The 24,698-nt window shown below is 68.0% G+C and carries 23 protein-coding genes; 16 read left to right on the plus strand and 7 right to left on the minus strand.

Annotation, left to right across the window (positions count from 1 at the left end):
- The first annotated feature begins 77 nt into the window (after positions 1-77).
- The 4 genes from AB0395_RS01970 to AB0395_RS01985 all read left to right on the plus strand — a co-directional run bounded on the left by AB0395_RS01970 (position 78) and on the right by AB0395_RS01985 (position 5,375).
- Positions 78-1,727 (plus strand): hypothetical protein, encoded by a 1,650-nt coding sequence (locus tag AB0395_RS01970; RefSeq protein WP_366276054.1) that lies wholly within the window; start codon positions 78-80, stop codon positions 1,725-1,727.
- A complete protein-coding gene (locus AB0395_RS01975; RefSeq protein WP_366276055.1) occupies positions 1,727-3,304 on the plus strand; it encodes a serine/threonine-protein kinase in 1,578 nt (525 codons plus the stop codon). Before AB0395_RS01970 ends, AB0395_RS01975 begins: the two co-directional genes overlap by 1 nt.
- Positions 3,305-3,383: 79 nt before the next feature.
- A complete protein-coding gene (locus AB0395_RS01980) occupies positions 3,384-4,643 on the plus strand; it encodes a sensor histidine kinase (protein WP_366276057.1) in 1,260 nt (419 codons plus the stop codon).
- Positions 4,644-4,712: 69 nt separating this feature from the next.
- The gene (locus tag AB0395_RS01985; RefSeq protein WP_366276059.1) at positions 4,713-5,375 is read left to right on the plus strand and encodes a response regulator transcription factor; all 663 of its coding nucleotides are present in this window, start codon (positions 4,713-4,715) and stop codon (positions 5,373-5,375) included.
- Positions 5,376-5,721: 346 nt separating this feature from the next.
- Here the strand turns inward: AB0395_RS01985 and AB0395_RS01990 are convergent, their stop codons facing one another.
- Positions 5,722-6,426: a hypothetical protein gene (locus AB0395_RS01990; protein WP_366276061.1), complete on the minus strand. Its 705-nt coding sequence runs from the start codon at positions 6,424-6,426 to the stop codon at positions 5,722-5,724.
- A 1,516-nt stretch (positions 6,427-7,942) separates the two neighbouring features.
- On the opposite strand from AB0395_RS01990, the gene AB0395_RS01995 reads away from it, so the two are divergent.
- The 4 genes from AB0395_RS01995 (at position 7,943) to AB0395_RS02010 (ending at position 12,106) form a co-directional block, all read left to right on the plus strand.
- Positions 7,943-8,275, plus strand: coding sequence for a hypothetical protein (locus AB0395_RS01995; protein WP_366276062.1), 333 nt, complete (start codon positions 7,943-7,945; stop codon positions 8,273-8,275).
- A gap of 447 nt (positions 8,276-8,722) precedes the next feature.
- Positions 8,723-9,778: a hypothetical protein gene (locus AB0395_RS02000; RefSeq protein WP_366276064.1), complete on the plus strand. Its 1,056-nt coding sequence runs from the start codon at positions 8,723-8,725 to the stop codon at positions 9,776-9,778.
- Positions 9,779-9,873: 95 nt separating this feature from the next.
- Positions 9,874-11,340: a VWA domain-containing protein gene (locus tag AB0395_RS02005; protein WP_366276065.1), complete on the plus strand. Its 1,467-nt coding sequence runs from the start codon at positions 9,874-9,876 to the stop codon at positions 11,338-11,340.
- Positions 11,327-12,106: a hypothetical protein gene (locus AB0395_RS02010; RefSeq protein WP_366276066.1), complete on the plus strand. Its 780-nt coding sequence runs from the start codon at positions 11,327-11,329 to the stop codon at positions 12,104-12,106. The genes AB0395_RS02005 and AB0395_RS02010 overlap by 14 nt, the downstream gene beginning before the upstream one ends.
- Positions 12,107-12,248: 142 nt before the next feature.
- Here AB0395_RS02010 and AB0395_RS02015 read toward each other — a convergent pair whose 3' ends face one another.
- Together AB0395_RS02015 and AB0395_RS02020 are read right to left on the minus strand one after the other, a co-directional pair.
- Positions 12,249-12,896, minus strand: coding sequence for a helix-turn-helix domain-containing protein (locus tag AB0395_RS02015; RefSeq protein WP_366276067.1), 648 nt, complete (start codon positions 12,894-12,896; stop codon positions 12,249-12,251).
- Positions 12,897-12,972: 76 nt separating this feature from the next.
- Complete coding sequence (locus AB0395_RS02020; RefSeq protein ID WP_366276068.1) at positions 12,973-13,833, minus strand: methyltransferase domain-containing protein; 861 nt, start codon at positions 13,831-13,833, stop codon at positions 12,973-12,975.
- Between the two features lie 261 nt (positions 13,834-14,094).
- Here AB0395_RS02020 and AB0395_RS02025 point away from each other — a divergent pair, with 261 nt between their 5' ends.
- The 3 genes from AB0395_RS02025 to AB0395_RS02035 are packed head-to-tail and all read left to right on the plus strand — an operon-like array spanning position 14,095 to position 17,583.
- Positions 14,095-15,828, plus strand: a complete 1,734-nt coding sequence (locus AB0395_RS02025) for a serine hydrolase domain-containing protein (RefSeq protein WP_366276069.1) — start codon at positions 14,095-14,097, stop codon at positions 15,826-15,828.
- Positions 15,829-15,853: 25 nt separating this feature from the next.
- On the plus strand, positions 15,854-16,528 hold the full coding sequence (locus AB0395_RS02030; protein ID WP_366276070.1) for a response regulator transcription factor: 675 nt from the start codon (positions 15,854-15,856) through the stop codon (positions 16,526-16,528).
- Positions 16,525-17,583 (plus strand): HAMP domain-containing sensor histidine kinase, encoded by a 1,059-nt coding sequence (locus tag AB0395_RS02035; RefSeq protein ID WP_366276072.1) that lies wholly within the window; start codon positions 16,525-16,527, stop codon positions 17,581-17,583. Before AB0395_RS02030 ends, AB0395_RS02035 begins: the two co-directional genes overlap by 4 nt.
- Before the next feature lie 61 nt (positions 17,584-17,644).
- On the opposite strand, the gene AB0395_RS02040 is transcribed toward AB0395_RS02035, so the two are convergent.
- The 3 genes from AB0395_RS02040 to AB0395_RS02050 all read right to left on the minus strand — a co-directional run bounded on the left by AB0395_RS02040 (position 17,645) and on the right by AB0395_RS02050 (position 20,544).
- A complete protein-coding gene (locus AB0395_RS02040) occupies positions 17,645-19,699 on the minus strand; it encodes an NACHT domain-containing protein (protein ID WP_366276074.1) in 2,055 nt (684 codons plus the stop codon).
- A 387-nt stretch (positions 19,700-20,086) separates the two neighbouring features.
- Positions 20,087-20,260 (minus strand): hypothetical protein, encoded by a 174-nt coding sequence (locus AB0395_RS02045; protein WP_366276075.1) that lies wholly within the window; start codon positions 20,258-20,260, stop codon positions 20,087-20,089.
- Entirely contained in the window at positions 20,257-20,544 is a 288-nt protein-coding gene (locus AB0395_RS02050; RefSeq protein WP_366276076.1) for an ATP-binding protein, read from the minus strand. The genes AB0395_RS02045 and AB0395_RS02050 overlap by 4 nt, the downstream gene beginning before the upstream one ends.
- Before the next feature lie 18 nt (positions 20,545-20,562).
- Between AB0395_RS02050 and AB0395_RS02055 the strand changes: the two genes are divergently transcribed.
- Together AB0395_RS02055 and AB0395_RS02060 are read left to right on the plus strand one after the other, a co-directional pair.
- A complete protein-coding gene (locus AB0395_RS02055) occupies positions 20,563-21,159 on the plus strand; it encodes a DUF5753 domain-containing protein (RefSeq protein ID WP_366276078.1) in 597 nt (198 codons plus the stop codon).
- 14 nt (positions 21,160-21,173) lie between these two features.
- Positions 21,174-21,347, plus strand: coding sequence for a DUF397 domain-containing protein (locus AB0395_RS02060; RefSeq protein ID WP_366276079.1), 174 nt, complete (start codon positions 21,174-21,176; stop codon positions 21,345-21,347).
- A gap of 246 nt (positions 21,348-21,593) precedes the next feature.
- Here AB0395_RS02060 and AB0395_RS02065 read toward each other — a convergent pair whose 3' ends face one another.
- Positions 21,594-21,944 (minus strand): MerR family transcriptional regulator, encoded by a 351-nt coding sequence (locus AB0395_RS02065; RefSeq protein ID WP_366276080.1) that lies wholly within the window; start codon positions 21,942-21,944, stop codon positions 21,594-21,596.
- Between the two features lie 309 nt (positions 21,945-22,253).
- Between AB0395_RS02065 and AB0395_RS02070 the strand changes: the two genes are divergently transcribed.
- From AB0395_RS02070 to AB0395_RS02080, 3 genes are all read left to right on the plus strand, one after another.
- Positions 22,254-23,627 (plus strand): MFS transporter, encoded by a 1,374-nt coding sequence (locus AB0395_RS02070; protein ID WP_366276082.1) that lies wholly within the window; start codon positions 22,254-22,256, stop codon positions 23,625-23,627.
- 181 nt (positions 23,628-23,808) lie between these two features.
- Complete coding sequence (locus AB0395_RS02075) at positions 23,809-23,955, plus strand: hypothetical protein (protein ID WP_366276083.1); 147 nt, start codon at positions 23,809-23,811, stop codon at positions 23,953-23,955.
- A 365-nt stretch (positions 23,956-24,320) separates the two neighbouring features.
- Positions 24,321-24,656 carry a YciI family protein gene (locus AB0395_RS02080; protein WP_366276085.1) on the plus strand — a complete coding sequence of 112 codons (336 nt, stop codon included), beginning with the start codon at positions 24,321-24,323 and terminating at the stop codon, positions 24,654-24,656.
- Positions 24,657-24,698: the final 42 nt, after the last annotated feature.

The raw sequence follows: 24,698 nt of genomic DNA on the forward strand, positions 1-24,698 counted from the left end.
CGCTTATCCGTGTGCTGTTCTATTGACTTCTGCACTACGGTTGCCACGCTTGTCCTTATCCCCCCTATGGAGTGGCTATGCGGCGGTTCGTTTTGGCTCTGGCGCTCCTCGGCGGTTTCGCTCTCGCGACCGCCGTGACGACCCCTGCGCTGGCACACGAGCATCCCAGCGGCATCACCGACCTCGTGACTCCCGCGGTCGTCAGGGTCGAGGCCAAGGCGCACGTCGACATCACCCTGCTCGACCACATCGGCGAGCTGGTCCACGTGGAGCGCAGCTACGAGGTGCCGATCGGCGACGGCACCGGGACCGTCGTCAACCCCGAGGGCGGCATCGTCACCCTCACCCGGGTGGTCAAGAGTGACAAGGACGTCGCGGTCTACGCCGCCAACAAGATCTTCGCCGAGCACCACAAGGTCAAGATCCCCGAGGACTTCGAGCGGCACACGATCAAGGACCGTCTGCTCAACCACCACCTGCAGGAGTGCTACCCGCCCAAGCTGCCGACGGCCACCTGCATCATCGACGTCACCACCGAGATCCGCGTCTTCCCCAACATCTCCCCGCCGGACGAGGAGGGGTTCAAGGCCGAGGTCGTCCGCGCGGGAGACAAGCCGGACAGTCCCGCCGTGCTGATGCCCGTCGGCCGTGCCGACGGCAGCGCGGGCCTGCCGACGGCGCCGCTCGCGGCCCAGGTGCCGGAAAAGGACGCCTCCCCGGTCGCGGTCGCCGGTTTCACCGGGCGGCCCGCCGCGGGCTTGCAGGAGACCGTGGACATCGGCCACCTGAGGGCCGGAGGCGCGGGCGAGGGCGGCAGGCAGTTCAGGGACCCGCAGGGCAAGGTCGACGAGCCGCAGAAGCTGGGCGCGCTCGTCGACAGGGGCCTGCTCGGCGGCCCGGTGATCGAGGACAAGAAGGGCGAGGTCGTCGGGCTGCTGGTCGGCGGTGGCAACGACGCCCGGATGATCGGCGTGCGGGAGATCACCAAGGCGCTGGCCGAGGCCAAGGTCACGCCCAGGAGAGGGCCGATCGACGCGGCCTTCGAGCAGGCGCTGACCCGCTTCCACACCCACTACTACGGCGACGCGGTGCCCGCCTTCCAGCGCGTCCTCGACCTCTACCCCGGGCACACCGTGGCCGCGGCCCACCTGAAGACGGCCCAGCAGAAACGTGGCACCGCGGAGGACGAGGGGGCCAGGAAGGCGGACGCCGCCGCTCGTGGCGCTCGCGCCGGGCTTCCCCTGTGGCCGTTCCTCGTCGCGGGCGGCCTGCTGGTGCTGGCCGTACTGGCTGGAGCGTTCCTGCTCTGGCGCAGGAGGGGAGCCGCGGAGGAGGAACCAGAGCCGGAGCGGCGGGAGGAGCCGGTCACGCCGCCCCCGCCAGGCCCTCCGCCGGTGCCCCGGCGGCCGCTGCTCGACGAGGGGGCCGACCTCACGGTCGTGGTCGGCCGTTCCTTCCCCGCGTTGCCCAAGGTGACGCCCTCCTCGCCGCTTTCGTCCACCTCGCCCGGTCGGGCCGGTCAGCCCGGTCAGCCGGGTCAGCCCGTGCTGGTCGCGCGCGATCCCGGGGCCGGACCGGCCGCGCGGGACGGCGGGCCCGCTCCCGCGGTCCGGGACACCAGCACCAAGCCGACCGAGGTCGTGCAGAAGTACTGCACCGCGTGCGGGATGCGGCTGGGTCCCGCGCACCGCTTCTGCGGCTACTGCGGTCACCCGTCGGAGACGTGATGGCTCCCAACGACAGAGCCCTGATCGGCCAGGAGGTGGCCGGATACTACGTCGAGGACCTCATCGGCAAGGGCGGCATGGCCGTGGTCTACCTCGCCGTCGACCCCAGGCTGAACCGCAGGGTGGCGCTGAAGATCCTCAACCCGCTGCTCGGTGAGGACGACCGCTTCCGCCAGCGTTTCGTCCTGGAGTCGCGGACGGTCGCGAGCATGGACCACCCCAACATCATCCCGATCTACGAGGCCGACTCGGCGGAGGACGGCACGCTCTACATCGCGATGCGTTACGTCGACGGCCCCGACCTGCGCCGCCTCTTCTACGACCGGGGGCCGATGCCGATCAGCCAGGTCAACCGGATCTTCGCCCAGGTGGCGGCGGCGCTGGACACCGCGCACGCGCACGACCTGATCCACCGCGACGTCAAGCCCGCCAACATCCTGATCGCGGGCCACACCGAGGGCGATCACGCCTACCTCACCGACTTCGGCATCACCAAGCACCGCACCTCGATCTCCGGGCTGACCCAGACCGACCAGTTCATCGGCACCCCTCGCTACATGTCCCCCGAGCAGATCAACAAGGAGCACATCGACGGCCGCTGCGACCAGTACGGCCTGGCCTGCGTGGTCTACGAGGCGCTGGCCGGGCGGCTGCCGTTCCAGCGTGACAACGAGATCGCGCTCCTGTGGGCGCACCTGGCGGAGGCGCCGACCCCGCTCAGCACGCTCAGGCCCGAGCTTCCGCTCGAGGTCGACGGCGTCATGATGCGGGCGCTGGCCAAGGCGCCGGAGCAGCGCTACGACACCTGCACGCAGTTCGTCGCCGAGCTGCGGGACGCGATCAGCGGCCAGTCGTACCAGCTCACCCAGCCCCCTGCCCAGTCCTCAGCCCAGCAGACGAGGGGCGAGGAGACCCACGCGGCGAAGCGGGAGAAAAGGGAGCGGAGGAAGAGCGCGCCCAGACGGGGAGGCCGGGGCATCCTCATCGGCGCGGGGGTCGCCGTCGCGGCCGTCGTCGCGCTGGTCGCGGTGCTCGCCACGGTCCTGCGGGGCGGTGACGCGTGGACCTCGTACCCAGGCTCGTCCGCCGTGCCGATCGCCTTCGAGCATCCCGGCGGTTGGACCCTGCGCCCGCACGCCGACGTGTTCGTGGTGACGTCGCCGAAGGCGGAGGAGTTCGACGCGCTGTTCGGCACACCGGTCACCGCCGACTGGGCGGCGGTCAACGAGATCATCAAGAGCTCCCCGGCGGAGGCGACCGGAATCTACGCGCAGACCCTCGACACCCTCGACCCCAGGAGTGGGGCCCAGCAACTGCAGGAGACCCTGCAGTCCTCGCTGCCGGGCACGGTCAACGTCTTCTCCGAGGTGGTCCAGGTGCGGGTGGGCGGGGAGCCTGCCGTACGGATCGAGGGGTCGATCACCGATCCGCAGCGCGGCGGCAAACTGGACTTCACGGGCTGGGCGGTGGAACGACCGGACGAACCCGCCCTTATGATCTATTTCTGCGCACCGGGCACATGTGACGCCACGCTGGCCAACAGATTCGTGCGCAGCGTGTCCTTCGGGACGTCCTGACTTGTGACCCACTTGTAAGCCACTTGTCTGGGCGTTTTGTCCTGTATGCACGAAGGACGCGAGGGTTTAGTCTCCCCGCATGGCGGTTCCCTCTCCCCTCCTCCGGCACCCCCGCAGGGTGCCGTCCGGCCGACGTGCCCGCACGCCGTCGTCCCTGCGGCACCTCGGCGTCGCGTCGGTCACCCGGCACCTCCGCGCGGTGCCGAGAGCCGACCTCCTGATCGGCCTCGCGATCATCGCCCTCGGCACGCTGGAGGCGTTCACCGTCGCCACCGAGCACGGCGCGACCGAGACCCCGGAACTGTGGTGGATCGGCCAGGCGCTCGTCACCGGTGTGCTGGTGTGGTACCGGCGCCGGTCGCCGGTCGCGGTCTTCATCCTGATGATCCTCGCCCAGTACGTCTGGCACCGGCAGGGCTACGAGAGCTGCCAGACCTGGCAGCTCGCCTCCCTGCTGATCGTCTTTCACACCGTCGCCGCCGAGCTGCCCTTCAAACCGGGCCTCGCCTGGGCCGTGACCGGCGTCCTGGTCTTCGACTCGGGCGCCGTCGACCACCGCTGGCTCCCCTTTGACGAGGTCATCTTCCTCACGGTCATTTTCGGCGCCGCCTACCTGACCGGTCTCGCCGTGCACGCCTACGCCGCCAGGGTCCACCGCCTGGCCGCACACACCGTGCAGTTGGAACGCGACAGGGAACGCCAGGCCGCGGAGGCGGTCGCCCGGGAGCGGACCCGTATCGCCCGCGAACTGCACGACGTGGTCGCGCACAGCGTCAGCATGATGGTCATGCAGGCGGGGGTGCTGCGCCGTACGGGCAGCGCGAGCGAGGAGATGCTGCTCGGCATCGAGCGGATGGGCCGTGAGGCGGTCGACGAGCTGCGCGTGATGCTCGGCGCGCTGCGCATGCCGCTCGACGAGGCCATCCCGCAGCCGGGTCTCGACCTGCTGTCCGGCATGGTGAGCACGCTCGTCTCCTCCGGTCTGCGGATCACCCTCGACACCGTCGGCGACCCGGTACGGCTGCCGCCAGGCCTGGACCTGTCGGCCTACCGCATCGTGCAGGAGGCCCTCACCAACGCGGTCAAGCACGCGAGCGAGTCCGAGATCCGGATCACGGTCACCTACCATGTCGACCGCGTCGAGCTGGAGGTCCTGGACGGTGGCGGCGGCGCCCCGTCCGAGCTGTCGACGGGCAACGGCCTCGTCGGCATGCGTGAGCGCGCCGCGCTCTTCGGCGGCAGGTTCGAGGCGGGCCCGCGCCCCGAGGGCGGCTTCCGCGTTCACGCGTCCCTGCCGATCTCCCACCAGGAGGTGTTCGCCGATGAGCGGATCAAATGAGCCGGTGACACGCGAACCGGTGACGTGGCGGGTCTGTGTGGCCGGAGAACGGCCAGAGGAGGGGGAGAGATGAGCATCCGTATCGTGATCGCCGACGACCAGGCGATGGTCCGCGCCGGGCTGAAGCTCGTCGTGGAGAGCGAGCCGGGCATGGAGGTCGTCGGGGAGGCTCCGGACGGGCTCGAGGCGGTCGCCGTGGCCCGCCGCACCCGCCCCGACATCGTGCTGATGGACATCTCCATGCCGCGCATGGACGGCCTCACCGCGGCCAGGCAGCTCCTCGACTGGCCCGACCCGCCGAAGGTCGTCATGCTGACCACCTTCGACACCGACGAGAACCTCTACGCCGCGCTTCGTGCCGGGACCAGCGGCTTCCTGCTGAAGGTCTCGCCGCCCGAGCAGCTCGTCGAGGCCATCCGCGTCGTCGTCGGCGGCGACGCCCTGCTCGATCCGGCCGTCACCACCAGGGTCATCGCCTCCTTCGCGGGGCGTCACGATCCCGCGCCTCCGCCGCAGCTCGCCGAGCTCACCCCGCGCGAGCTGGAGGTGTTGCGCTTCCTGGCCAGGGGCCTGACCAACGCCGAGATCGCCGGGGAGCTCTTCGTCGGGGAGGCCACGGTCAAGACCCATGTGGCGCGGGTTCTCATGAAGCTTCATCTCCGGGATCGGGCTCAGGCTGTGGTCTTCGCGTACGAGTCGGGCGTGGTGCGGCCCGGAGCCGCGATCGGATAGGTCTCGGGGGGCGGGCGGGGGCCGGGCAGGTTGTCGGAAACGCTCCGGCGGAGTGGCCGGGCGGGTTCTCCGGGTGGTCTGGCGGGTTCTCTGGGGGGCTGGCGGGTTCTGCGGGAAATCGTAGGGACCCGTCCCCTCCCGGGGCGTCCACCTGCGGGAGGACCCGCCATCCCTCTCGCGGGGTAACGGGTCCTTGTTGACGGGTGGAGCCTTCCTGGGGGCGACGGAGCCTTCCGGCCTCCCCGCGACTCCTGGGGGTTACCGCGCTGCCCCACCCGCGGGGCTGTGAACGTGAACCACCCGATTTCGGCCGGGAATCCCGGCCCCTTTGGGGGCCGGGAGGATGTCAGGCGGTGGTGTTCGCGTACGGGCCTGGGGCGCTCGCGGCGGGGGTCGCGGTGGGGTAGTAGGACACCCATTCATCGCGGCTCATGCGGAGCATCTTGACGCCGAGGGAGCCGAGGGCGATCGCGGAGGCGCCCCACATCACGACCGTGATGGGGCCGTACGGGATCATCAGGGAGGTTCCGTAGCCGAGCGCGACGACCAGCGGCACCCACCAGTGCGCGAAACCGGACCGCCAGACGCCGATCAGCAGGATCGGCAGGCCCAGGATGGCGAAGAAGATCCAGGGCATCTGGAAGCCGAAGATGACGCCGGGCAGGCCCAGTATCTCTTCGAGGGTCTTGGCGGCCTGCTCGGGGCTGTTGTGCTGCCCCAGCCACCACTCCACCGGGTCGATCATGAGCAGGCTCGACAGGTTGATGTAGCCGAGCACGGTCAGCGGGCCCACGATGTGGCCGAAGACCACGGCCCTGCGGCGCATCACGTGCAGCAGCCCGATGGCCGCGAGGGCCATGAGCAGGTAGGCCCAGTGGTACATGGCCGACTGGACCTGGGCGAGGGCGGGGTTGTCGCCGTAGCTGACGGCCTCGCGGTCGTCGCCCCAGGTGCCCGGGTCGAGGACGACGGCGACGGCCTGGAGGAGGGGGGCGACGATCAGCAGCGTGCCGGAGGCCACGCGCCTGAAGTCGGCTGAGTCCTTGAACATGGTGATTCCTAGCTGTGCCTTGCTGTGCGGAACTGTCGCAAGGACGGTAGGCCGCCGCACACCGCCCGGTCGTCCGCCCCGGGACGGACTCGCCGTCCCCCCAGCGAGGTAAGGCGGCCCGTCATCGCCGAGCACGGCCGTATCGACAAGACAATGCGGCTGCTGAGCGGGACTTACCAAGCGTAATGACCACAAGGAAGAGATTTACCGGGTTGATTTTCGTAGACCAGTGGTGATTCGGTGATCCTTAATCTCAAATAATTAATGCATACTGTCATGGGGAGCATTCCGATCATCAGGACCACGAAGGCAAGGCTGACCCTGTCGCTGTCATCGGTGAACGTTGAGCCGAGTAAAATATAAAGTTCACACGTGATGAACGCGAGTGGAATCAGTGTCGTAATCGTCACTCCGAGCTTCGCTCTGGCCAGACGTGATCGCACGTCGGTGGCTCGCGGACATCGGATGACAACCGTTGATCCGCATCGTTCGCATTCAGCGGTTCCCTGGTGCGAGTACTTTTCATCGTTGATCGGATGCAGAGTCGCCAACGCGGAGACTGGATTGTTGGTCATGCCGAGTGATCCTGTGATGGGCTCCCGTACATAGAGGCGACCTATTATGGGCTCATTTTTGTCAATATTTATCAACGTGGATCCACCTGTGTCTTCGAGGGTAAATTTCCTTTTTCGGCTACTTTTGATTTTCTTCCATGCGGTACTGTGCTTTCCCGTGTCTCGGTAAGAATTGACGTGATGTCGATCATTGTGGGCGGCAGTCCTGTCGAGGTAGATAAAAATCGAAATATCATGATTAAGGGTTCGGGTCAATGGGGGAGGGTGGCATCATCACGACCGTACTTGTCATCGCAGTCCTCATCGGCATTCTGGCGGCCGTCGCGACCGGCTTCGTCGTGTGGCCGGACAGCAAACGACTGACCGCCGCAGTTTTCGGGGCGGCGTCTTCCTGGCGGTCATGGCCTTGATGGCGGGCAGCTTCATCTCGATCGGCCCTCTCAACGGCTAACCGGTGGCGGACCGGAAAGAACTCGCGCCGTGGTAACTCCCTTGGCGCCCCGCCCCGCTCTGCCTGGGCTGTGCACCCCGCTTCGCCTGGGAACGGCATCTGCGGCCGATGCCCGCCCGACACCCCGATTCGGCGGTGTTCCGGCCGTCGAGGCGAGGGTCCGGCGGCAACAGGCCGAGGCGACTACTTGACGCCTAATAATCCTGATATTTCCTTATTTCGTCATCGACTATCTGTTTTCATGGCTTCAAGGGGGTCTCCCGTGCGGTGGGAAGTGTGTGGTAAATGTCGTTTTTCTGTGGCTCTATAAGGCTTTGTGGGGCTGAAAATATTTCCATGAAAGTCTTGAACCTTCAGGGAGTGCCGGGCGTCTATAAGACCAGGGAAGGCGATCGCGGAGATTTCCGGGTTTCCGTGCGAGAAAAAAGCGGAAACGACGCTCGTCTTCGTCGACGGCCGTCAGGGCCGGCACATCTCCCGAGGAGGGTTCATGAGCAGAATGAGGACATCCGCGCTGGTGCTGTTCGCCGCGGCCGGACTGGCCCTGGCGTCCGCCCCGGCGGCGCAGGCCTCTCCCGCCCAGCTCGCCGGGGCGACCGCGAAGGCTCGGGGTAACGCGCCGAGCTGTGTCACCGTCTGGGAAAACGTGGGCGTCATCACCAAGACCGGTTACGCCAGAAACGACTGTGGTAGCAGCCTCAACCTCAAGATCGTGTGGGCGCACGGCTCGGACGGCCCCTGCCGGACCGTGAGAGCGGGCTACACGCTCTCGAACAAGATCCCGCGTGGCCCCCGCACGTTCGACGGTGCGGACACGTGCTGAGCTGAGCCACGGTATTCCTTCCCGAAGGGGCCGGAGAAAGAAGGGAAGATCTCGTCCGGTCGTTCCGGCTGGGCGGGATCTCACCAATGCGAGGTCTGTCGGCTTTCGGGATGTCCGGTTCCCCCATCGAGAGGGTGAGCGCTTTCCGCCGCATCTTCATCGTGACTGTGAACATAGTTCCATCCCTATTCTTTTCGAAGTAGTGATAAGTCACTATTCGTCAGCCCATCAGGCTGCTAACCCGGGCGACCCTCACTCGGGTTGCGGAATTTCCAGGTGGGAGGATTTTTGACACTTGAGAGTGCGGTTTCCGAAGAGCCGAAAATGACTGTTCTGTCCAGTCCTGTGAAACTCTTCCTCAGGAAGCGCTTCCTTCGGATCTTTGTGCCCCTGATGGTGTTCCCTGTGCTTGGCCTGGGCGCACTGGTCCATGAAGATTATCTTCTGTTGCCGTTGCGTCCCGTCGTCACCCTTGAGGGGAGCATGGCGTCGAAAGCCGAGCTCTTCGACGACGAGGAGGTCAAGAGGATTCTCATGCGGCACAACCTCCGGGTGCACAGCACCGTCTCGTCGTCCCGCGAGATAGCCGTGCACGAAATCAGCCAGTACGACTTCGTCTTCCCCTCCGGGCAGCCCGCGGCAGAGCTGATCATGGCGGAACGGCGGTCGGGCAACCTCCACGCCGCGGAATACCTTCCGTTCGTCAGTCCGATCGTCATCGCGACCTTTCGCCAGTACGCCCAGACTCTGCTCGACAACGGCGTCGCCACCCCCCAGGCGAGCTCCGGCGGCGACCCGCTCTACTACGACATCGACATGAAGAAATTCTTCGCCCTGGTCCGGGAGAGGAAGAGCTGGAACGACATCGGCATCACACGACACGGCGCCCCGAATGGGAACAACATCCTCGCGCACACCTCGGACATGTGCGAGACCAACTCGGCCGGGACCTACCTGGGGCTGGCCGCCTTCGTCGAGAACCAGGGCAAGGTGGTGGCGAACGGTGCGGAGGCGGAGGCGCTGGCGAAGCGGATCAAGCCTCTGCTGACGGAGTTGGGGCAGACGGCTCCCAAGGGGATCTTCACTCCTTACATCGCGCCCGAGGGGGCAGGGATAACGCTCCTCGTCGTCGTGTACGAGCACCAGTACCTCGCCTACCAGCTCAGCTTCCAGGCCCAGTGGGGCAGGGCGGACTCGCAACGGGTCCTGCTCTATCCGTCGCCCCACTTCGTGACCCAGCCGGAGCTGATCGCGCTCAAGAGCAGAGCCGACCGGCTCGGCGAACTGCTCATGAAGGACCCCGAGCTGCGGCGGCGGACGGCGGAGCTGGGCTACCGCCTCCTGGACGGCCCGGGCGTGCCCCCCAGCCAGGACCTGGCGCGAGTGCTCACCGAGCGGCACTTTCCTGTTCCGGTCACCGAAGGTGACAACACCAGATCCCTCATGCCGAGAGTGGACGACCTGGAAAAAATGATCAAAATCATTGCCGGGTGCCGGAAGTGATGGGCCGACGGGTCTCACCGGCGGTAGCTCTCGTCGTCTGCGGACTGTTGTTCGCCGCGTGCAGCGTTGGTGAGCCGGCTCCGACGAGGATAAGCGTGCTGGCGAGCTCCGATCTTGTCGACATACGGCCCATGCTGGAGGAACTGCGCCAGAAGACGGGCGTCGAGCTGGAGATGGACTACCGCGGCACCGTACAGGCCAACGAGGCGCTGGAGCCGGGCCACTACCGGCACGACGTGGCCTGGCTGTCCTCCGACCGCTACTTCCAGGTGAAGCTGAAGGGGTCAGGCTACGAGGGCGTGCAGCCGCTCAGCGTCGAGACCATGTTCTCGCCGGTGGTCATCGGCCTGAGACGGGGAACGGCCGAACGCCTGCGCCGTGTCACCGGCAACAGCCGGCTCTCGTGGGCGGACATCGCCGACGGCGCGGCACGAGGGCTGCTGCGTTTCGGCATGGCCGACCCCAGGACCGACAGCAACGGGCTCGCCGCCCTGGTCGGAGTGGCGACCGCCGCCGCCGGAACGGGCAGTGTCCTGCGTCCGGAAGACGTCTCGTGTGACCGGCTCCGGGGTTTCTTCTCCGGCGAGACACTGACCGCCGAGACCTCCGGCGCCCTGGTCGAGAAGTTCGTCGCGGCCCAGGACGACGCCGACGGGCTGATCGACCACGAATCCGCGCTGCTGTCCCTCAACGCGAGCGGGCGGTTGCGGGAACCGCTGGAAATCATCTATCCCCAGGACGGCATCGTGATGTCGGACTACCCGATACTGCTGCTCAACCCGGAGAAACGCGCTGCCTACGACAAGGTCGTGAACTGGCTGAAGAGCGCGCCGGTCCAGAAGGAGCTCATGGAGCGGACCCTGCGCCGTCCCCTCGACCCCGAGGTCTCTCGTGATCCGCGGCTGCGCACCCCGGTGGGCAACGCGCTCTACTTTCCGGACCAGAAGAAGGTCATCGACAAGCTTCTGGCGAACTACGAGTCCCCGGGAACTGGGACGTCGGACCAGGTGTTGTTCGTCCTCGACTTCTCCGCCTCGATGAAAGGGGCCCGGATAGCCGCCCTGCGGGCGGCCTTCGCCGGGCTCGGCGGCGCCGACGACTCGCCGACGGGTAAGTTCGTCCGCTTCCACCGGGGGGAGGTGGCCACCGTCATCCGCTTCGGTGGCCGCGTCCTCGGCGAGAGAAGCTTCACCGTCGGCCAGGACGGGAGCATGAACGACCTGCGTGACTTCGTCGCGGACGGTGGCTTCGACAACAGCACCGCGATCTGGTCCGCGCTCGACCACGCCTACCGGAAGGCGGGAGAACTGATCGCGGACGACCCCCGCAGGCGGGTCTCCATCGTGCTCATGACCGACGGGCGCAACAACGCGGGCATCAGCGCCGAGGAGTTCCTCAGGCGAAGGCGCTCCTCCTCCGTCCACACCTACGCCGTCCGCTTCGGCGACGCCGACCTCTCCGAACTGGGTCGTGTCACGGCGGCCACCGGCGGGCACGCGGTCGACGCCACTTCCCGGTTGTCCCTTCTCGGCGCGTTCAAGGAGATCCGTGGGTGTCGTTGACAGCTTCTGGTGGAGCGTCTGGTGGCCCTGGATGCTCGTCTGGACAACAACTTTCGTCGGATTCTGCGCCTCGGCCTGGTACCTGGTCGCCGCCTACCGGCGTGAGCGCCGTCGGCACTCCTTCGGCGGCAACGGCGTCGTCGGCGTCTGCATCTACCTGCACGAACAGTCCGTGATGGACCTTTACCAGATCAGCAGCTTCGGCGCGGCGCTCAGGCAGGACGTGGAGAGGAAGATCACGAGCACCGGGAACTGGAGTCTCACCGCCATGTTCGGCGGCTCGAAGGCGGGCGGTGGCCGGGGCGTCAGCGACGAGTCCTACCGTTCCTACATCGAGGAGGCCTCGCCGATCACCGTGATCAGCGGCATCATGGACGTTCTGGAGAAACACGGCAGGGTCGTCTACGCCGACCTTCGAAGCGGCCACATCACTCCGAACGCCGCCGCGGCCAAAGCGCTGGCCCGCGTGGAAGACGGAGCGGCCTCCTGTGCCGTCCGCCTGAGCGATCTCGACGACTTCCTCTGGGTGAAGGGCCGGTTCCAGAAGATCGACGAGACGCAGGAGGGCACCGTCTTCCTGGCTTCCTACAGAGCGGCCGAGCAGGGCGAGAAGGGGCCGCACGTCCGGATCACCTGTGCCACCGACGAACTGCGTGGAAAGGCCAGCTTCGACCGGCCGTTCCACGCGCGCTGCCTGGGCAAGGTCGACGGCTGGAACCCCGAAACCCTCAGCCTGGACATCCAGCCCGTGGCGATCTTCCGTTGATCCGGATCGGCCGCGCGAACGCCGCCCGAGGGGGAGAGGGGTCATCCCTTCAGGAGCAGACCATGTAGTCGTCTCCCACAGGGCCGCAGGGCCCCTGGTCGCCGCCTCCGTCGTGCACCTGCGAGTCCACCCTCGATTTCCCTCAGGAGGCCCGGGGCGGGGCGAGGCCGTTCATCAGGGTGGTGACCAGGTCGTCGAGGAAGCCGGGGGGTGTTTCGGCCTGGATCGGGCGGGTGCCCTGGAGCAGACGGGGGAGGACCAGCTCGTGGCAGGTGCCGACGATCATGATGGCGGCGGCCTCGGGGATGGCGGCGGGGTTCAGGCGGCCGAGGTCCTGCTCGGCGCGCAGGTAGTCGGCGAGAAGCAGGCGTAGTCCCCGGCCGTCACCGAGAGGGTTGGGCAGGGCATCGAAGCGGGCGAGGACCTCGGGCTGGGAGAGCAGGCCCGCGAAGGCGGGCAGGAACGCCGCGTGCAGGGCCAGGCCGTAGTCGACGCAGGCGCGAAGGTTGCCGGCGACGGTGCCCTCACCCGGCCTGGCGGGCAGTTCGCCCAGCTCGCGCTCGACGCTCTGGACGTGGGCGTGCAGGGCGAGCGCGAGAAGCTCCTCCTTGCCCTCGAAGTGGTTGTACAGCACGCCGTCCGCGACCCGCGCCTCACGAGCGATGTCGCGGACGGTGAGCCCGGCGGTGCCGCGCTGGGCGATGAGGCGCTCGGCGGTGGCGATCAGGTGCTCGCGCAGGCTCAGGCCGTCGGCCCCGTCACGCAACGCGGCTGCTTTTCTCGGTGACATCACGTCGCATCCTATTGACGACCGTCCCGGTCCGGGTTCCCGTTTCGAGCTTGCGTGGTCGTCGACGGTTGCGTGGTCAGGGGCGGGTCGCGGTGATGAGCCAGGCGGCGCCGCGCAGCCGTACGGCGTCGCCCTCCTCGAAGGGGCGCAGCGCCTCGGTGAGCGCGTCGAGGGTACGGGCGGCGGCGGCCTCGTCGACCTGGTCGAGCATGAAACGGACGGGTCCCCACGCGCCCAGGAAGGCCGCCGCGTCCTCGGTGTCCCTGCCCCACAGCTGAGGGGCGTCGAGGGGCGTCGCGGCCACTTCCTCGAAGCCCGCGCCGGTGAGCACCTCGTGGATGCGGGCGGGGTCGGCCAGCGACTCGGGCCCGGGGTGTCCCGGCTCGGTCGAGGCGGGACGTGCGGGGAGATGCCGTGCCATCGCGGCGAAGACCGGGCCCAGGTCCTGCTCGGCCATGTTCCGCAGCGACAGCATGGCCAGGCGTCCTCCGGGGCGCAGCGCACGGCCGATGTTGGCGAACGCGGCGATCGGATCGGCGAAGAACATGATCCCGAACCGGCTTACGGCCACGTCGAAGCCGACAGGGGAGACGCCGGGGAAGGAGAGGGGATGGATCTGGGCGTCGCCCCGCTCGAAGGTCACGTTGATGACGCCCTCGATGGCCGCGCTGGCATGGGCCCGCCGGAGCATGGGTGTGGACAGGTCGATCCCGACGGCGTGACCAAGAGGTGCCCGCCGGGCGGCCAGCCGGGTCAGCTGCCCGTTGCCGCAGCCCACGTCCAGCACCCGGTCCCGTTCCCCGATGGCCGCCGCCGCGAGCAGGCGGTCGTTGAACGCGCTGTTCACGGCGTCGTAGCGGTCCTGGTGATCGGCCCAGTGGTTGCCCTCGTAGCCGTTCCACGCCTCTGACTGATGGATGTTGACGATGGAGCTCATCGGGTTCCTCCTGTGAATGGCCCTCGGGCGGTGGGGTGACCTCGTCGTTCCCCGTGTCCCGTGCGGTCGCGACGTACTCGTTATGAACATGCGTTCATGAACGTCTGTTCATCATGATGTCGCGGTAGGGGAGGTGTCAACAGGAGGGGAAGCAGCGGAAGGCGGCCGGTGATCGTTCGCTCGGAGACGTCACGCCTTGTACGGCCCGCCGCGGCGCGGTCGTTCACATCAGGTTCGCACCGTGATCCGTACGTTCGGCCCATGCAGAAATCTCTTGCGGGGATCACGGCCGTCCTGGTGGTGGCCCTGGGGGCGTGCACCGCCGGTCCCGGCAGTCCGCGGCCGGAACGGGCCGGTGCCACCGGTGCCACCGCTGCCGCTGGTGCGGCGCGGTGTGATCACGGGCTTGACGAGGCGTTCGGCGCGTGGGCCAGGGCCGGGTTCAGCGGGTCGATCGCGATCTCGAAAGGCGGCAGGTTCGAGTGTCTTGCCGCCTACGGGGTGGCGGACGACGTCACGGGTGCGCCGAACACGGCCGACACCGTCTTCAGCATCGGGTCGGTCACCAAGGCGTTCACCGCCGCCGCCGTGTTCCGTCTCGTCGACGACGGGAGGCTGTCGCTCGACGACCGGGCCGGGAAGCTCCTTACGGAGCTGCGCGGCCCCGTGGCCAAGGCGACGATCAGGCAGCTCCTGCTGCACACCAGCGGGCTCAACGGATCGCACGGCGGCGACTACGAGCCACTTGGACGTGACGCGGCCCTGGCGGCGATCGGCAGGTTGAAGCCGGCTTTCAAGCCGGGCACCGGGTACGTGTACTCCAACGCCGGATACACGCTGCTGGCACTCATCGTCGAGAAGGTCTCGGGCGAGAGCTATCGGGACTACACGGCGTCGAAGATCCTCTGGCTGCCCGGCGGACACGTCGCGGGAGGATTCTGGAGCGGCGAGCCCGCCGCGGCCGGGCCGAGGGCCGTCGGCTATCTCGACGACGGGCGGGCCGGCAGGTCGGGTGACTTCCGGGGGCCGTACTGGGCGCTGGACGGCAACGGCGGACTCGCCATGACCGCCCGCGACCTGGCCGCCTGGACGCACGCGCTGTTCACCGGGCAGTTGGTCTCCCGGAAGTCGGCCGAGGTCATCGGCAGCCCGGGGCACGACCTGGGCGGCGGTAGATCCGAGACGCCGGGGTGGGTGGCGTTCGGCGGATCGGTCTACGGCACGCCGTTCCTCTCGACCGCGGGCGGTGGTGGCGATGTCGGCCACAACGCCGTTGTCGCGTGGATCCCCGAACAGGAAAGGGCGGTCGCGATCATGTCCAACAGAGCGCGGGTGACCGCGGAGGAGTTGCTCGGCGCGGTGGGGCCGTCGCTGCTCGCCGGTGACCCGTTGCCCGGCCCTGACGCCTCGGCCGTCCCCGACGCTTCGGCCGGCGGTGACGATCCGGCCGCTATCGTCGGCTCATACAAGCTGGACACGGGAGGTTCGTTCGACGTGGCCACCGCCGACGGAAAGCCGGTGATCTCCGCCAGGGGCGCGGACGCTGTCGCGGCACTGTTCCCGCCCCGCGATGACGTCACGGACGACGATCTCCGCAGGCACGAGAAGCGCGTGCTGGCGCTGCTCGCCGGGCAGACGCAGGAGGGCCGTAAGGAGCGCGGATCCCTTGAGGCCGCCTTCGGGCCGTTCTCCGGTGTCGCTCTCGCGGGCACCGTGGTCAGCGACGGCGAGTTGCGCACCTACGTCACCATCACCGCGGGGAGACGGTCGATCGTCGGGTGGTACGCGGTCAACGAGCAAGGGGGCATCAAGGCGGCCGAGACTCCGACGAAGCCTCCGAATCTGGTGTTCGTCTCGTTCGGGGACGGTCGTTACCGTCCCGACGACCCGGCTCGCACCGGTCCCGAGGTGACCGTCGCGTTCGAGGATGGCCGCATGGTCATCTCCCGGGCGGCCGGAGCGGGCGAGACGTCGGTCGCGCGGTCGGCCGGCTGACCGGCGCACGTTCGCGGAACCTCCCATGCGCATCCTGCTCATCGAGGACGATCCCGATCTCGCGGAGGTCGTCGCCCTCGGTCTGCGTAACGAGTCGTACGCCGTGGACCTGGTCACGACGTATTCCGACGCCGAGGAGTCGCTCCGGACGACGGCCTACGACGTCGCCTGCTTCGACCTGGGCCTGCCCGACGGCGACGGGCTCGACCTCGTGCGCAGGCTCGCGTGGGACCCGGACCTTCGCCGGCCCCGGCGCACGCTCGTGCTGACCGCCCGCGACGCCGTCGCCGACCGGGTCGCCGGACTCGACGCCGGTGCCGACGACTACCTCGTCAAGCCGTTCCACTTCGCCGAGCTCGTCGCCCGCCTGCGGGCGTTGGGCCGCCGCGGCGACGATCACGGATCGACCCTGCGGGTGGGTGAGCTGACGCTCGACCTCGCCGCGCACCGGGCGTGGCGGTCGGGCGCCGAGCTCGATCTCACCGCACGGGAGTTCTCCCTGCTGCGCTATTTCATGCATCATCCCGGTGAGGTGCTTTCGGCGGAGGACCTGCTGGAACACGTGTGGGACGCCCACGCCAACCCGTTCACGTCGTCGGTACGGGTGATCCTCAGCCGGTTGCGGAAGAAGCTCGGAGATCCGGCGCTGATCATCACGATCACCAACGTCGGCTACCAGCTCAAGGTGCCTCAGCCATGACCCGTCCCTGGCGATCGCTGCGGGCTCGGCTCGCCGTGCTCGGATTCCTCGCGATCTACGTCCCGCCCCTCCTGCTGTTCGGCGTGATCCTCGTGACCGACACCGAGACGACCTCGCAGGTGGTCAACGGGGTCGAAAGCATCCGGAGCGTGTCCGTTCACCGGTCTCCGTGGCTCATGTGGAGCGTCCTCGCGTTCGCCCCGGCCGCCGCCGCCCTGGCCTGGTGGCTGGCCGGCCGGGCGGTCCGCCCGATAGACCGGGTACGCGCGGTGGCCGAGGACATCGGCGGGACCGACCTGAGCCGGCGCATCGGGCTCGATCACGGGCCGGTCGAGGTGATGGCGCTGGCGGCCAGTTTCGACGCGATGCTCGACCGGCTGGAGCAGGCCGCCGCGACGCAGCGGCGGCTGATCGAGGAGACAAGTCACGAACTCCGCATACCGCTGTCGGTGCTGGTGACCAACGCCGAGGTCCTGCTCGCCCATCCCGCACCCACCATGGAGGTCTACCGGCGGGGACTGGAACGGTCGGGCGCGGCGGCCGTACGCCTCCGGGCGACGATCGACGAACTGCTGGTCGACGCTCGCGGGCGGGCCCGCGGCATCGACCGGCGGCCGGTCGACCTGGTGGCCGTCGTGGGCGGCGTCGCCGAGAACGCCGGGGTGCTGGCGGCGAAGAAGGGGATCGGCCTGGTGGTCACCGGGCCGCCGGCCGCCGTGTGCTCCGTCGACGAGCCCACCGTGAGCCGTGCGATCTCGAACCTCGTCGACAACGCGATCAGGTACGCCCCGGCGGGCTCGACGGTGGAGATCGACGTCGAGGTCACGGAATCCGAGGCCGGAGTGGTCGTGACCGACCACGGCGCCGGAATTCCGGCCGACGAGCGGGATCACGTCTTCCAACGCTTCTGGCGCGGTCGGCGTGACATACCCGGCACCGGTCTCGGCCTGCCGATCGCCCGTCAGATCGCGCTGGCCCACGGCGGCGACCTCACGGTGAGATCCCCGGGGCCGGGCGGCGACGGCTGCGTGTTCCGCCTCACCCTGCGCCGCTGACCGGTGGGGATTGGGCTGCGGGACCGATCGACGATCACCGTCTGATCTGGGAAAACGCGCTTCAGCCTTTCAGGGCCGCGGGCCGGTTTTTGCGCGTGGTCCGCGCCACCGAGGGTGAGGCCTGGGCTTTCTGCCACTCAAGGGCGAGGTGTTTCTGCACGTGATGATGGACGAAGGCGTAGCCCGCCCCCGCCCGCCTGAGGATGAGACGGTCGGCGGCCGAGTCGAGGAAGTCGACGTACCTTCGCGGCCCGAGGCCCCGGCGGTGGATCTCTCTCAGCATCAGGCGGAGCTGCGCCACGGGGGTACCGCCCGAGATGAACCACGCCCCGAGGCAGAGAGGGCCGATCTCGCCCACGAACGTCGGGAGAACGTACTGCGGGCCCTGAGTGACCCAGGACGCTCCGGCGATGATCGCCGCGGCGGGCGCGCCGAGGAACACGACCCCGCGGACCGCGTTCCTGGTGGACAGGCGGATCCTGAAGCCGGGAACGACGGCCTCCTTGTCGGGCAGCCCTCGTGGCTCCGAGTTCGCCGTCAGCGTGAGCGCCTCGCTGGCGAGCGCCGCGGGAACGAGGGCCAGGGACCATGCCAGGGGGGTGTGCAGGACGAGGGGCAGGAGTGCCGCCAGGACAAGTGTCCCGAGCACGCTGGCCAGGGCCCTGGGGAGAAGGTCGAAGGGCGGAGCCCCGATGCGGGCGATGAGATGCACGGAGCCGTCGGCGTCCGTGTGGTGTTTCGTCAGGTCGTATCGGATGAGGAGGGCAGGTACGAGCATCATGAAGGCGGTCGGGGAGATCGCGAACCCGGGGATCACACCCAGCACCACCCCCGCGAAGACGGACAGGACCGCGCCCACCACGTAGATCTTGATCACCTGATGCTTGATCGGCAGGGGATCACAGAACGTCCTGAGCCAGCCGACCGGTGGCCGGTCGATCGGCAGGTTCGACAGCCGCGCCTCCCTCATCGAGTGGGCCAGCCAGGCCAGCCACCTGCGGGAGTCGAGCGGCCCGGCCTCACCGCGTTTCCCCCTGCGGCTGAGCATCACGTCGATGTACCTGTCGATGACCTGGCCGCGCCGCCGCGCGAGCGATCCGCCGCTGACGAGCGTGGCCGCCGGATCGCGCGCGACGATTCTGGCGATCATCCCCAGGATCAGTGGGGAGGTGACCAGCCTCCACCAGTCGGTGTCGTGCCTCGGCACGGCCGCGACGGCGTCGGCCGTCGGGCTTCGCAGGGCGGCGAGATAGGAGGCCGCCACGTCGTTGTCCAGGTTCTGGATCTCGACCGCCCGCCGTACCCTGACCTTGCTCCCGATCGGGGCGTACGTCTCGGTGCGGCAGCTCACCACGACCGGCAGCGGGGCCCGATCGGCGATCAGCTTGTTCAGCTGCGCCAGGCACTCCTTGCGGTCCAGCTTGGGTACCTCGTCGAGACCGTCGAGGAGGAGCGTGAGCCCATCGTCGTCGACCAGTTCGTCCACGAAGGCACGCGGCAGCCCGTACCTGGCCGTGACGGCGTTGCGCAGCCATCGCTCCAGCGGCCCCTGCTTCCTGCTCCAACCGGCGAGGCCGACCAGGACGGGGACACGCTCGGTCCTGTCCTTCAGCGCCCGGTCGGCGAGGTCCTGGCACAGCTCCACGAGCAGCACCGTCTTGCCCGAGCCTCCCGCGCCGAGGACCAGCAGCGCGGATCCGGACCTTTCGAACGCCGTGAGCAGCCCGTCGTCCCGCTGTACGGTGCCCGGCCCGACCCCGTCGTCGATTCCGGTCACCGAGGGGGAGGCGGGGACCGCCTCCGGCCGCTCGACGAGGTGCAGTGGTATGCGAGGGATGTCTCCCAGGGCACTGTCGAGGATCCGCGCCGTGTCCGCTCTGACGATGCGGACCGCCTCCGTCCGCAGCCGGTGCCGCCGCCTTTTCCGGCCCGGCCCCGCGACCCAGGCGGCCCCCACCTGCGCCAGCACGAAGACGACCACGAGAAAGATCGGTGAGTTGTTCTGCACCCAGCCGGGGAGCCGGTTGCTGACGACGTTCACCGTCAGCCCCAGGCCGATCTCGGGCAGTCCTACGAACAGTGCCGTGAGGAGATGCACGCGGATACGAGGGAACACATCCACCCCTTCGGGCTGTGTGCGCATGCCGAGCCCCGACGGTGTGACGTATGTCGACGACGCGGTGTGACGCCAATGAGATGAGGGCCCCCGAACGGAGCCACACTCTATTGCCGCCCGTGCCGTTCAAGCGCGCTGTCGGCCATATTGCTCATGGCATTTTTATGAGCTTCTGCGGTGGCCGCCTGCCTTCGCCGTTTTCGCTCTTGCCGTCCCCGTGTTTGCTGTGGCCGTCACCGTGTTCGCTCTCGCTTCCGCCGTGCTCGTTCTCGCCGTCACCATGATCGCTCTCGTCATGTTCGAGGTTTTCACGGCGCCGGTACGGCGAGCGGCGGCGACGGCCTGATCGGCGCCGATGAGCGGTGCGCGGTCGGCGGGCGTTTCCGGTCACCGCGTGAGGTGCTTTCGTTCCGGCGTCCTCGCCGGAGGCGCCAGGTCGAACCAGCCCTTCTTGGCCCGGCGGAGAAACGCCTCCCAGGCGTCGAATCCGAACAGCACACCCTCCTGATCCGGGGCGCTGACCGTGACCCCCTCGCGGGTGATGCTCACGATCACCCTCATGACCGTTCCGCCGGATCCGGTCCGCCGCCGACGGCGCACCACACCGTACGGCCCAGCCTGCCGTGGTCGCTGACTCCCCAGCGTCCACCGGAGATCTCTCCCACGATGGCCAGGCCGCGCCCGCCCTCCTCGTCGTCGGGCACGGCCTTGAGGGTGTGCGGGTCCCAGAAACCGCCGCCGGGGTCCAGGGCCTCCACGTGGAAAAGGCCCGCCCGCCGGATGAGCGTGAGCCGTACGAGGTCGTCCGGCCCTCTTCGAAAAGAATGCAGAACCGCGTTCGTCACCAATTCCGGATCAAGGAGATGATGGACAACGTCGCGGCACAACTCCCCGCGTGGTTCCGGCCGTGGGTGGAGATCGAGCAAGAGGCCGACACTCTTCGTACTTGGCAGCCACTCGTCGTACCAGGCCTGCTCCAGACAGAGGACTACGCTCGCTCGATCCTCAGAGGCGCCCCCCGGGCTTCGACGGAGTGGATTGAGAAAAACGTGGCCATGAGGCTAGATCGCCAGCGGATTCTGGAGAGAGATGATCCTCCTATGTTGTGGGCGATCCTGGATGAGGGCGTTTTGGGGCGCCTTGTCGGCAGTCGGCCGATCATGGCGGCGCAGCTCGACCATCTTCTGGGAATGGCTCAGCGCCCCTGCGTCACCATCCAAGTCCTTCCTTTCAAGGCAGCGAGTACGACAGGCCTTCTGGGAGGGTTTTTCGTCGCGCAGACCAAGGGGTTGACCAACACGGTCTATATGGAGTCGGCCGGTCAGGGACAGGTGTCCGACCGCCCCGGCGATGTGGCCGGCATTGTGACCGACTACGAGGCGATTAGGGCTGAGGCTCTCCCTCAGAGCGTGTCACGTGAACTAATCGAAGAGATGAGGGAGCAGTGGACCGGGAACTAAGCGAGGCTATCTGGGTGAAGTCGCCATTTTCTGGAGCCAACGGCGGTGAGTGTGTGGAGATCGCTCACCTCTCGGGTGGTCGGGTTGGTGTCCGGGACAGTAAGGATCGGTCCGGTCCGGCGTTGGTGTTCACGCCGGGGGAGTGGGCGGCGTTCACCCGCTGGGTCCGTACGGACGACATGGTCTGACACTCCAGCCGCACTCGGTGATCTCTGATGCGCTGCCACCGGTAGGGGGATCGTCGAGCGCGTGCCCGGTGGCGTAACCGCCATGCCGGTCGGTGCCGGATGCGCCGCTCGCCGACGGCCGGTCGGACCGAGGACGCGAGCGGGCGGCGGATCTCGTCGGCGGAGATCAGGCGATCTGTTCCGTCGCTCTTCGCGGCTCCAGCCCCGCTGGAGCCGCGACAGGTCAGGCCGGTGCGTTCGCCCGTGTCACGGCTCAGGATCCGCCAGGTAGCCGGCGAGGGTGCCGCGGCTCCGTTGGAGGCCGTCGATACGCTCGTCCATGACCGCCAGCTCCCGGTCCATGATGGCCCGCAGGTCCGCGCACCAGTCGAATTCCGGCTCTTCGCCCCGGGTACAGGGCAGCACCACACGGATCACCTCGGTGGACAGGCCCGCGTTCAGCAAGGCGCGCACCTGCCGCACGATGACCACAGAGTCCTCGTCGTAGCTGCGGTAACCATTCGAATCACGCCTGGCGTCAAGCAGTCCCTGCGCCCCGTAGTACCGCAGCAACCGCGGGCTGACCCCGGTACGCCGGGACAACTCCCCGATCAGCATGTGCCCGCCCTGTCTGAGGTTGACCTTCCAACTGATGTGAAGCCCTAACGTCGCGCCGTGGGCAAACATTTCGCCCTCGTCGTCCGCGGTGCCAGGCCGCCGCTCGCACGGTGGGCGGTCGCCATCCCTCATGCCCGCGAACCGCGGCGCGAAATGCACTCCCCGCTTATGGAAGGTTTTATTTTTTCCGATTCAGCAATTGTGTCGGAATGCGGAAACCATCACATCCCTGCCTGAATCACCGAAGGGCGGTAATAAATGTCAGCCAACCTGTCCTCGAGCCATGGGCGACCGGGAGACGACGCATCGGTGGCACCCGAGATCCGGAAGGATCCCCTGCGCTGGCCGGCGCGGCTGTGGTTCTCGCTGTTCATCTTCAGCGGGGTGATCCTGCTCGATGGGCTTGACATCTCGATGATCGTCGTGGCGATACCGGAAATCCAGCATGAGCTCGGGATGAGTGCGGCTGTCGCGCAGTGGTTGGTGGGCGCCTACATTCTGGCGTTCGGCAGTTTCCTACTGCTGGGTGGACGAGTCGCCGACTTGTTCGGCCGTCGGCGGGTGTTGGTGATCGCAATGGCCGCGTTCGCGATAGTGTCGCTGTTCGGCACACTCGCCGCCGACGCGGCCCTGCTGATCGTCTCGCGCTTCGTCAAGGGCATGGCGGCGGGTTTCGCCGCCCCGGCGGCCATGTCGCTGCTGACCACGACCTTTCCCGAAGGCCCGCAACGGAACAAGGCGTTCGGGATCTTCAACGTCTTCGAAGCGTCGGGATACTCCTCCGGGCTGCTGGTGGGCGGCTTGCTCGCAGGGCTGAACTGGCGATCTATCTTCATCCTGCCGATCCCGCTCTCCGTGCTGCTGCTGTTGGGCGCACTGCGCTTTCTGCCGCCGGATCCGCCGCGCACCGAGCGGCCGAGGCTCGACATCGGCGGTGCCGTGACCCTGCTCGCCGGGATGCTGCTGCTTGTCTTCACAGTGGTCAACGCGGCGGAATCCGGCTGGACATCGCTGCGGACGCTGGCCGGATTCGCCGGATCCGGGCTGTTGCTCGCTGGTTTCCTGGCGATCGAGCGCACCGTGAAGAAACCGCTGATCCGGCTGGGCGTGTTCCGCAACCGGAGCCTGGTGGCCGCCAACATCAGCATCGCCCTGCTGTACGGCGGCGCCATGGGCTTTCAGTTCCTGCTCGCCTTGTACTTGCAGGACCTGCAAGGTTGGCGACCGTGGCAGATGGCGTTGGTGCTGCTGCCCGCGGGACTCATGGTGGTCGTCGTCGGGCCCAAACTCGGGGCCCTGATGGACAGGTTCGGCGTGAACAGGGTGCTGATGGTCGGGCTCGTAGCATTTCTTCCGTGCTACCTGCTGATGCTGCGCATCGGCCCTGAGCCGGACCTGTGGACGGTGTTGTTGCCCGCCTCATTGCTGTGGGGTGTGGGCTTCGCGCTCAGCATCGCGACGCTGATGGTCGCCGGCACCAGCGGGGTGGCCGACCACGAGCAAGGACTCGCCGCCGGTTTGCTCAACAGCTCGTTGCAGGTTGGCGGGGCCTGCGGCCTCGCGGTCGTCACCGCGGCGATCATGCCTGGTACGCAGCTGGCCATGCTCTATCCGGGATTGGTCGTCATCCTGGCATTCGCGGTCCTGACGCTACTGGCGCAGCTGACGCGTAAATCCAGGTGATCACGGCTTCGTGGATGTCGTCGCGGGTCTCCCGGCGGATCCGCGGGCGGCGGAACCGGTTCCGGGACGGTGGTAGTGCTGGCTGTACCTCACCTCTCCAGTGGGCGGGATCGATCGCGGCCCGTTCTGACAGGCATGCTCGATGACATCACAACAACGTCATCAAGCGGGGAGTCCCCTGATGCCGCACCTCACCGCCCCCTCCCGCCCGGCCAGGCCGGGCTCCCCAGGGCGCCGCGACCTGACGGCCCCGGCCACCACGACCTGCCAGCCCGACCGGCTCGTCTTCTCGAAAGCAGGCACCGCCGAACAGCGCGTCGCAGGGTGAGCCAGGCGCCCTGTCACCTCGCCGGACGAGGAGATTCGTCGCCATCCGATGGCCAGTGCCCGGCCATGGCCGGGCCGGCCTGACAGGCCGGGGGTGCCCGCTTGAGCGGGGGCGCGGGCATCCCCTCGGCCTTCCAATCGTCGCCCCACCGGGAACGGGGGAAACGTAACCGGCCGCACTCACCCGTCAAGGCCTAAGTTTTCCGCACGGCAGATCCTCGGGCGTGCCCGGCGCCAAGCTCCGTCGGCCGGGGAAGCGGCTGTGTGGGGCTGGTTGAAGTGCAGGAACATTTTCGGTGCGTCCGCTGTCCGGAACCGAGGTGCCGGTTCGTCATCCTGATGAGTCCGCGACACGGAGGAGCGAAGATGAAGTACATGATGTTCGTGTGCAGCGACACCGAACCCGACACCGACACGACTCCCGAGCCCGACATCGAGGTGTGGGTCTCGGAGAACGACGCGCGGGGCCGCCGCCTGCAGGGCAGCGCGCTGGCGCCGACGTCCGCGGCCACGACGGTCCGGGTCCGCGACGGCCGGCTGCTGGTCTCGGATGGCCCGTTCACAGAGAGCAAGGAGGTGATCGTGGGCTACGACCTGTTGGAGTGCGCCGACCTTGACGAGGCGATCGAGGTGGCCCGCACCCACCCGATGGCCAGGAACGGACGGCTGGAACTGCGCCCGCTGGCCGACCTGGACGGCTGACGGCGTGACCGGTTCGCCCGTGGCCGCGACGGCAGACGTCGT

This window comes from Streptosporangium sp. NPDC051023, from assembly GCF_040689595.1.
GTDB lineage: Bacteria > Actinomycetota > Actinomycetes > Streptosporangiales > Streptosporangiaceae > Streptosporangium.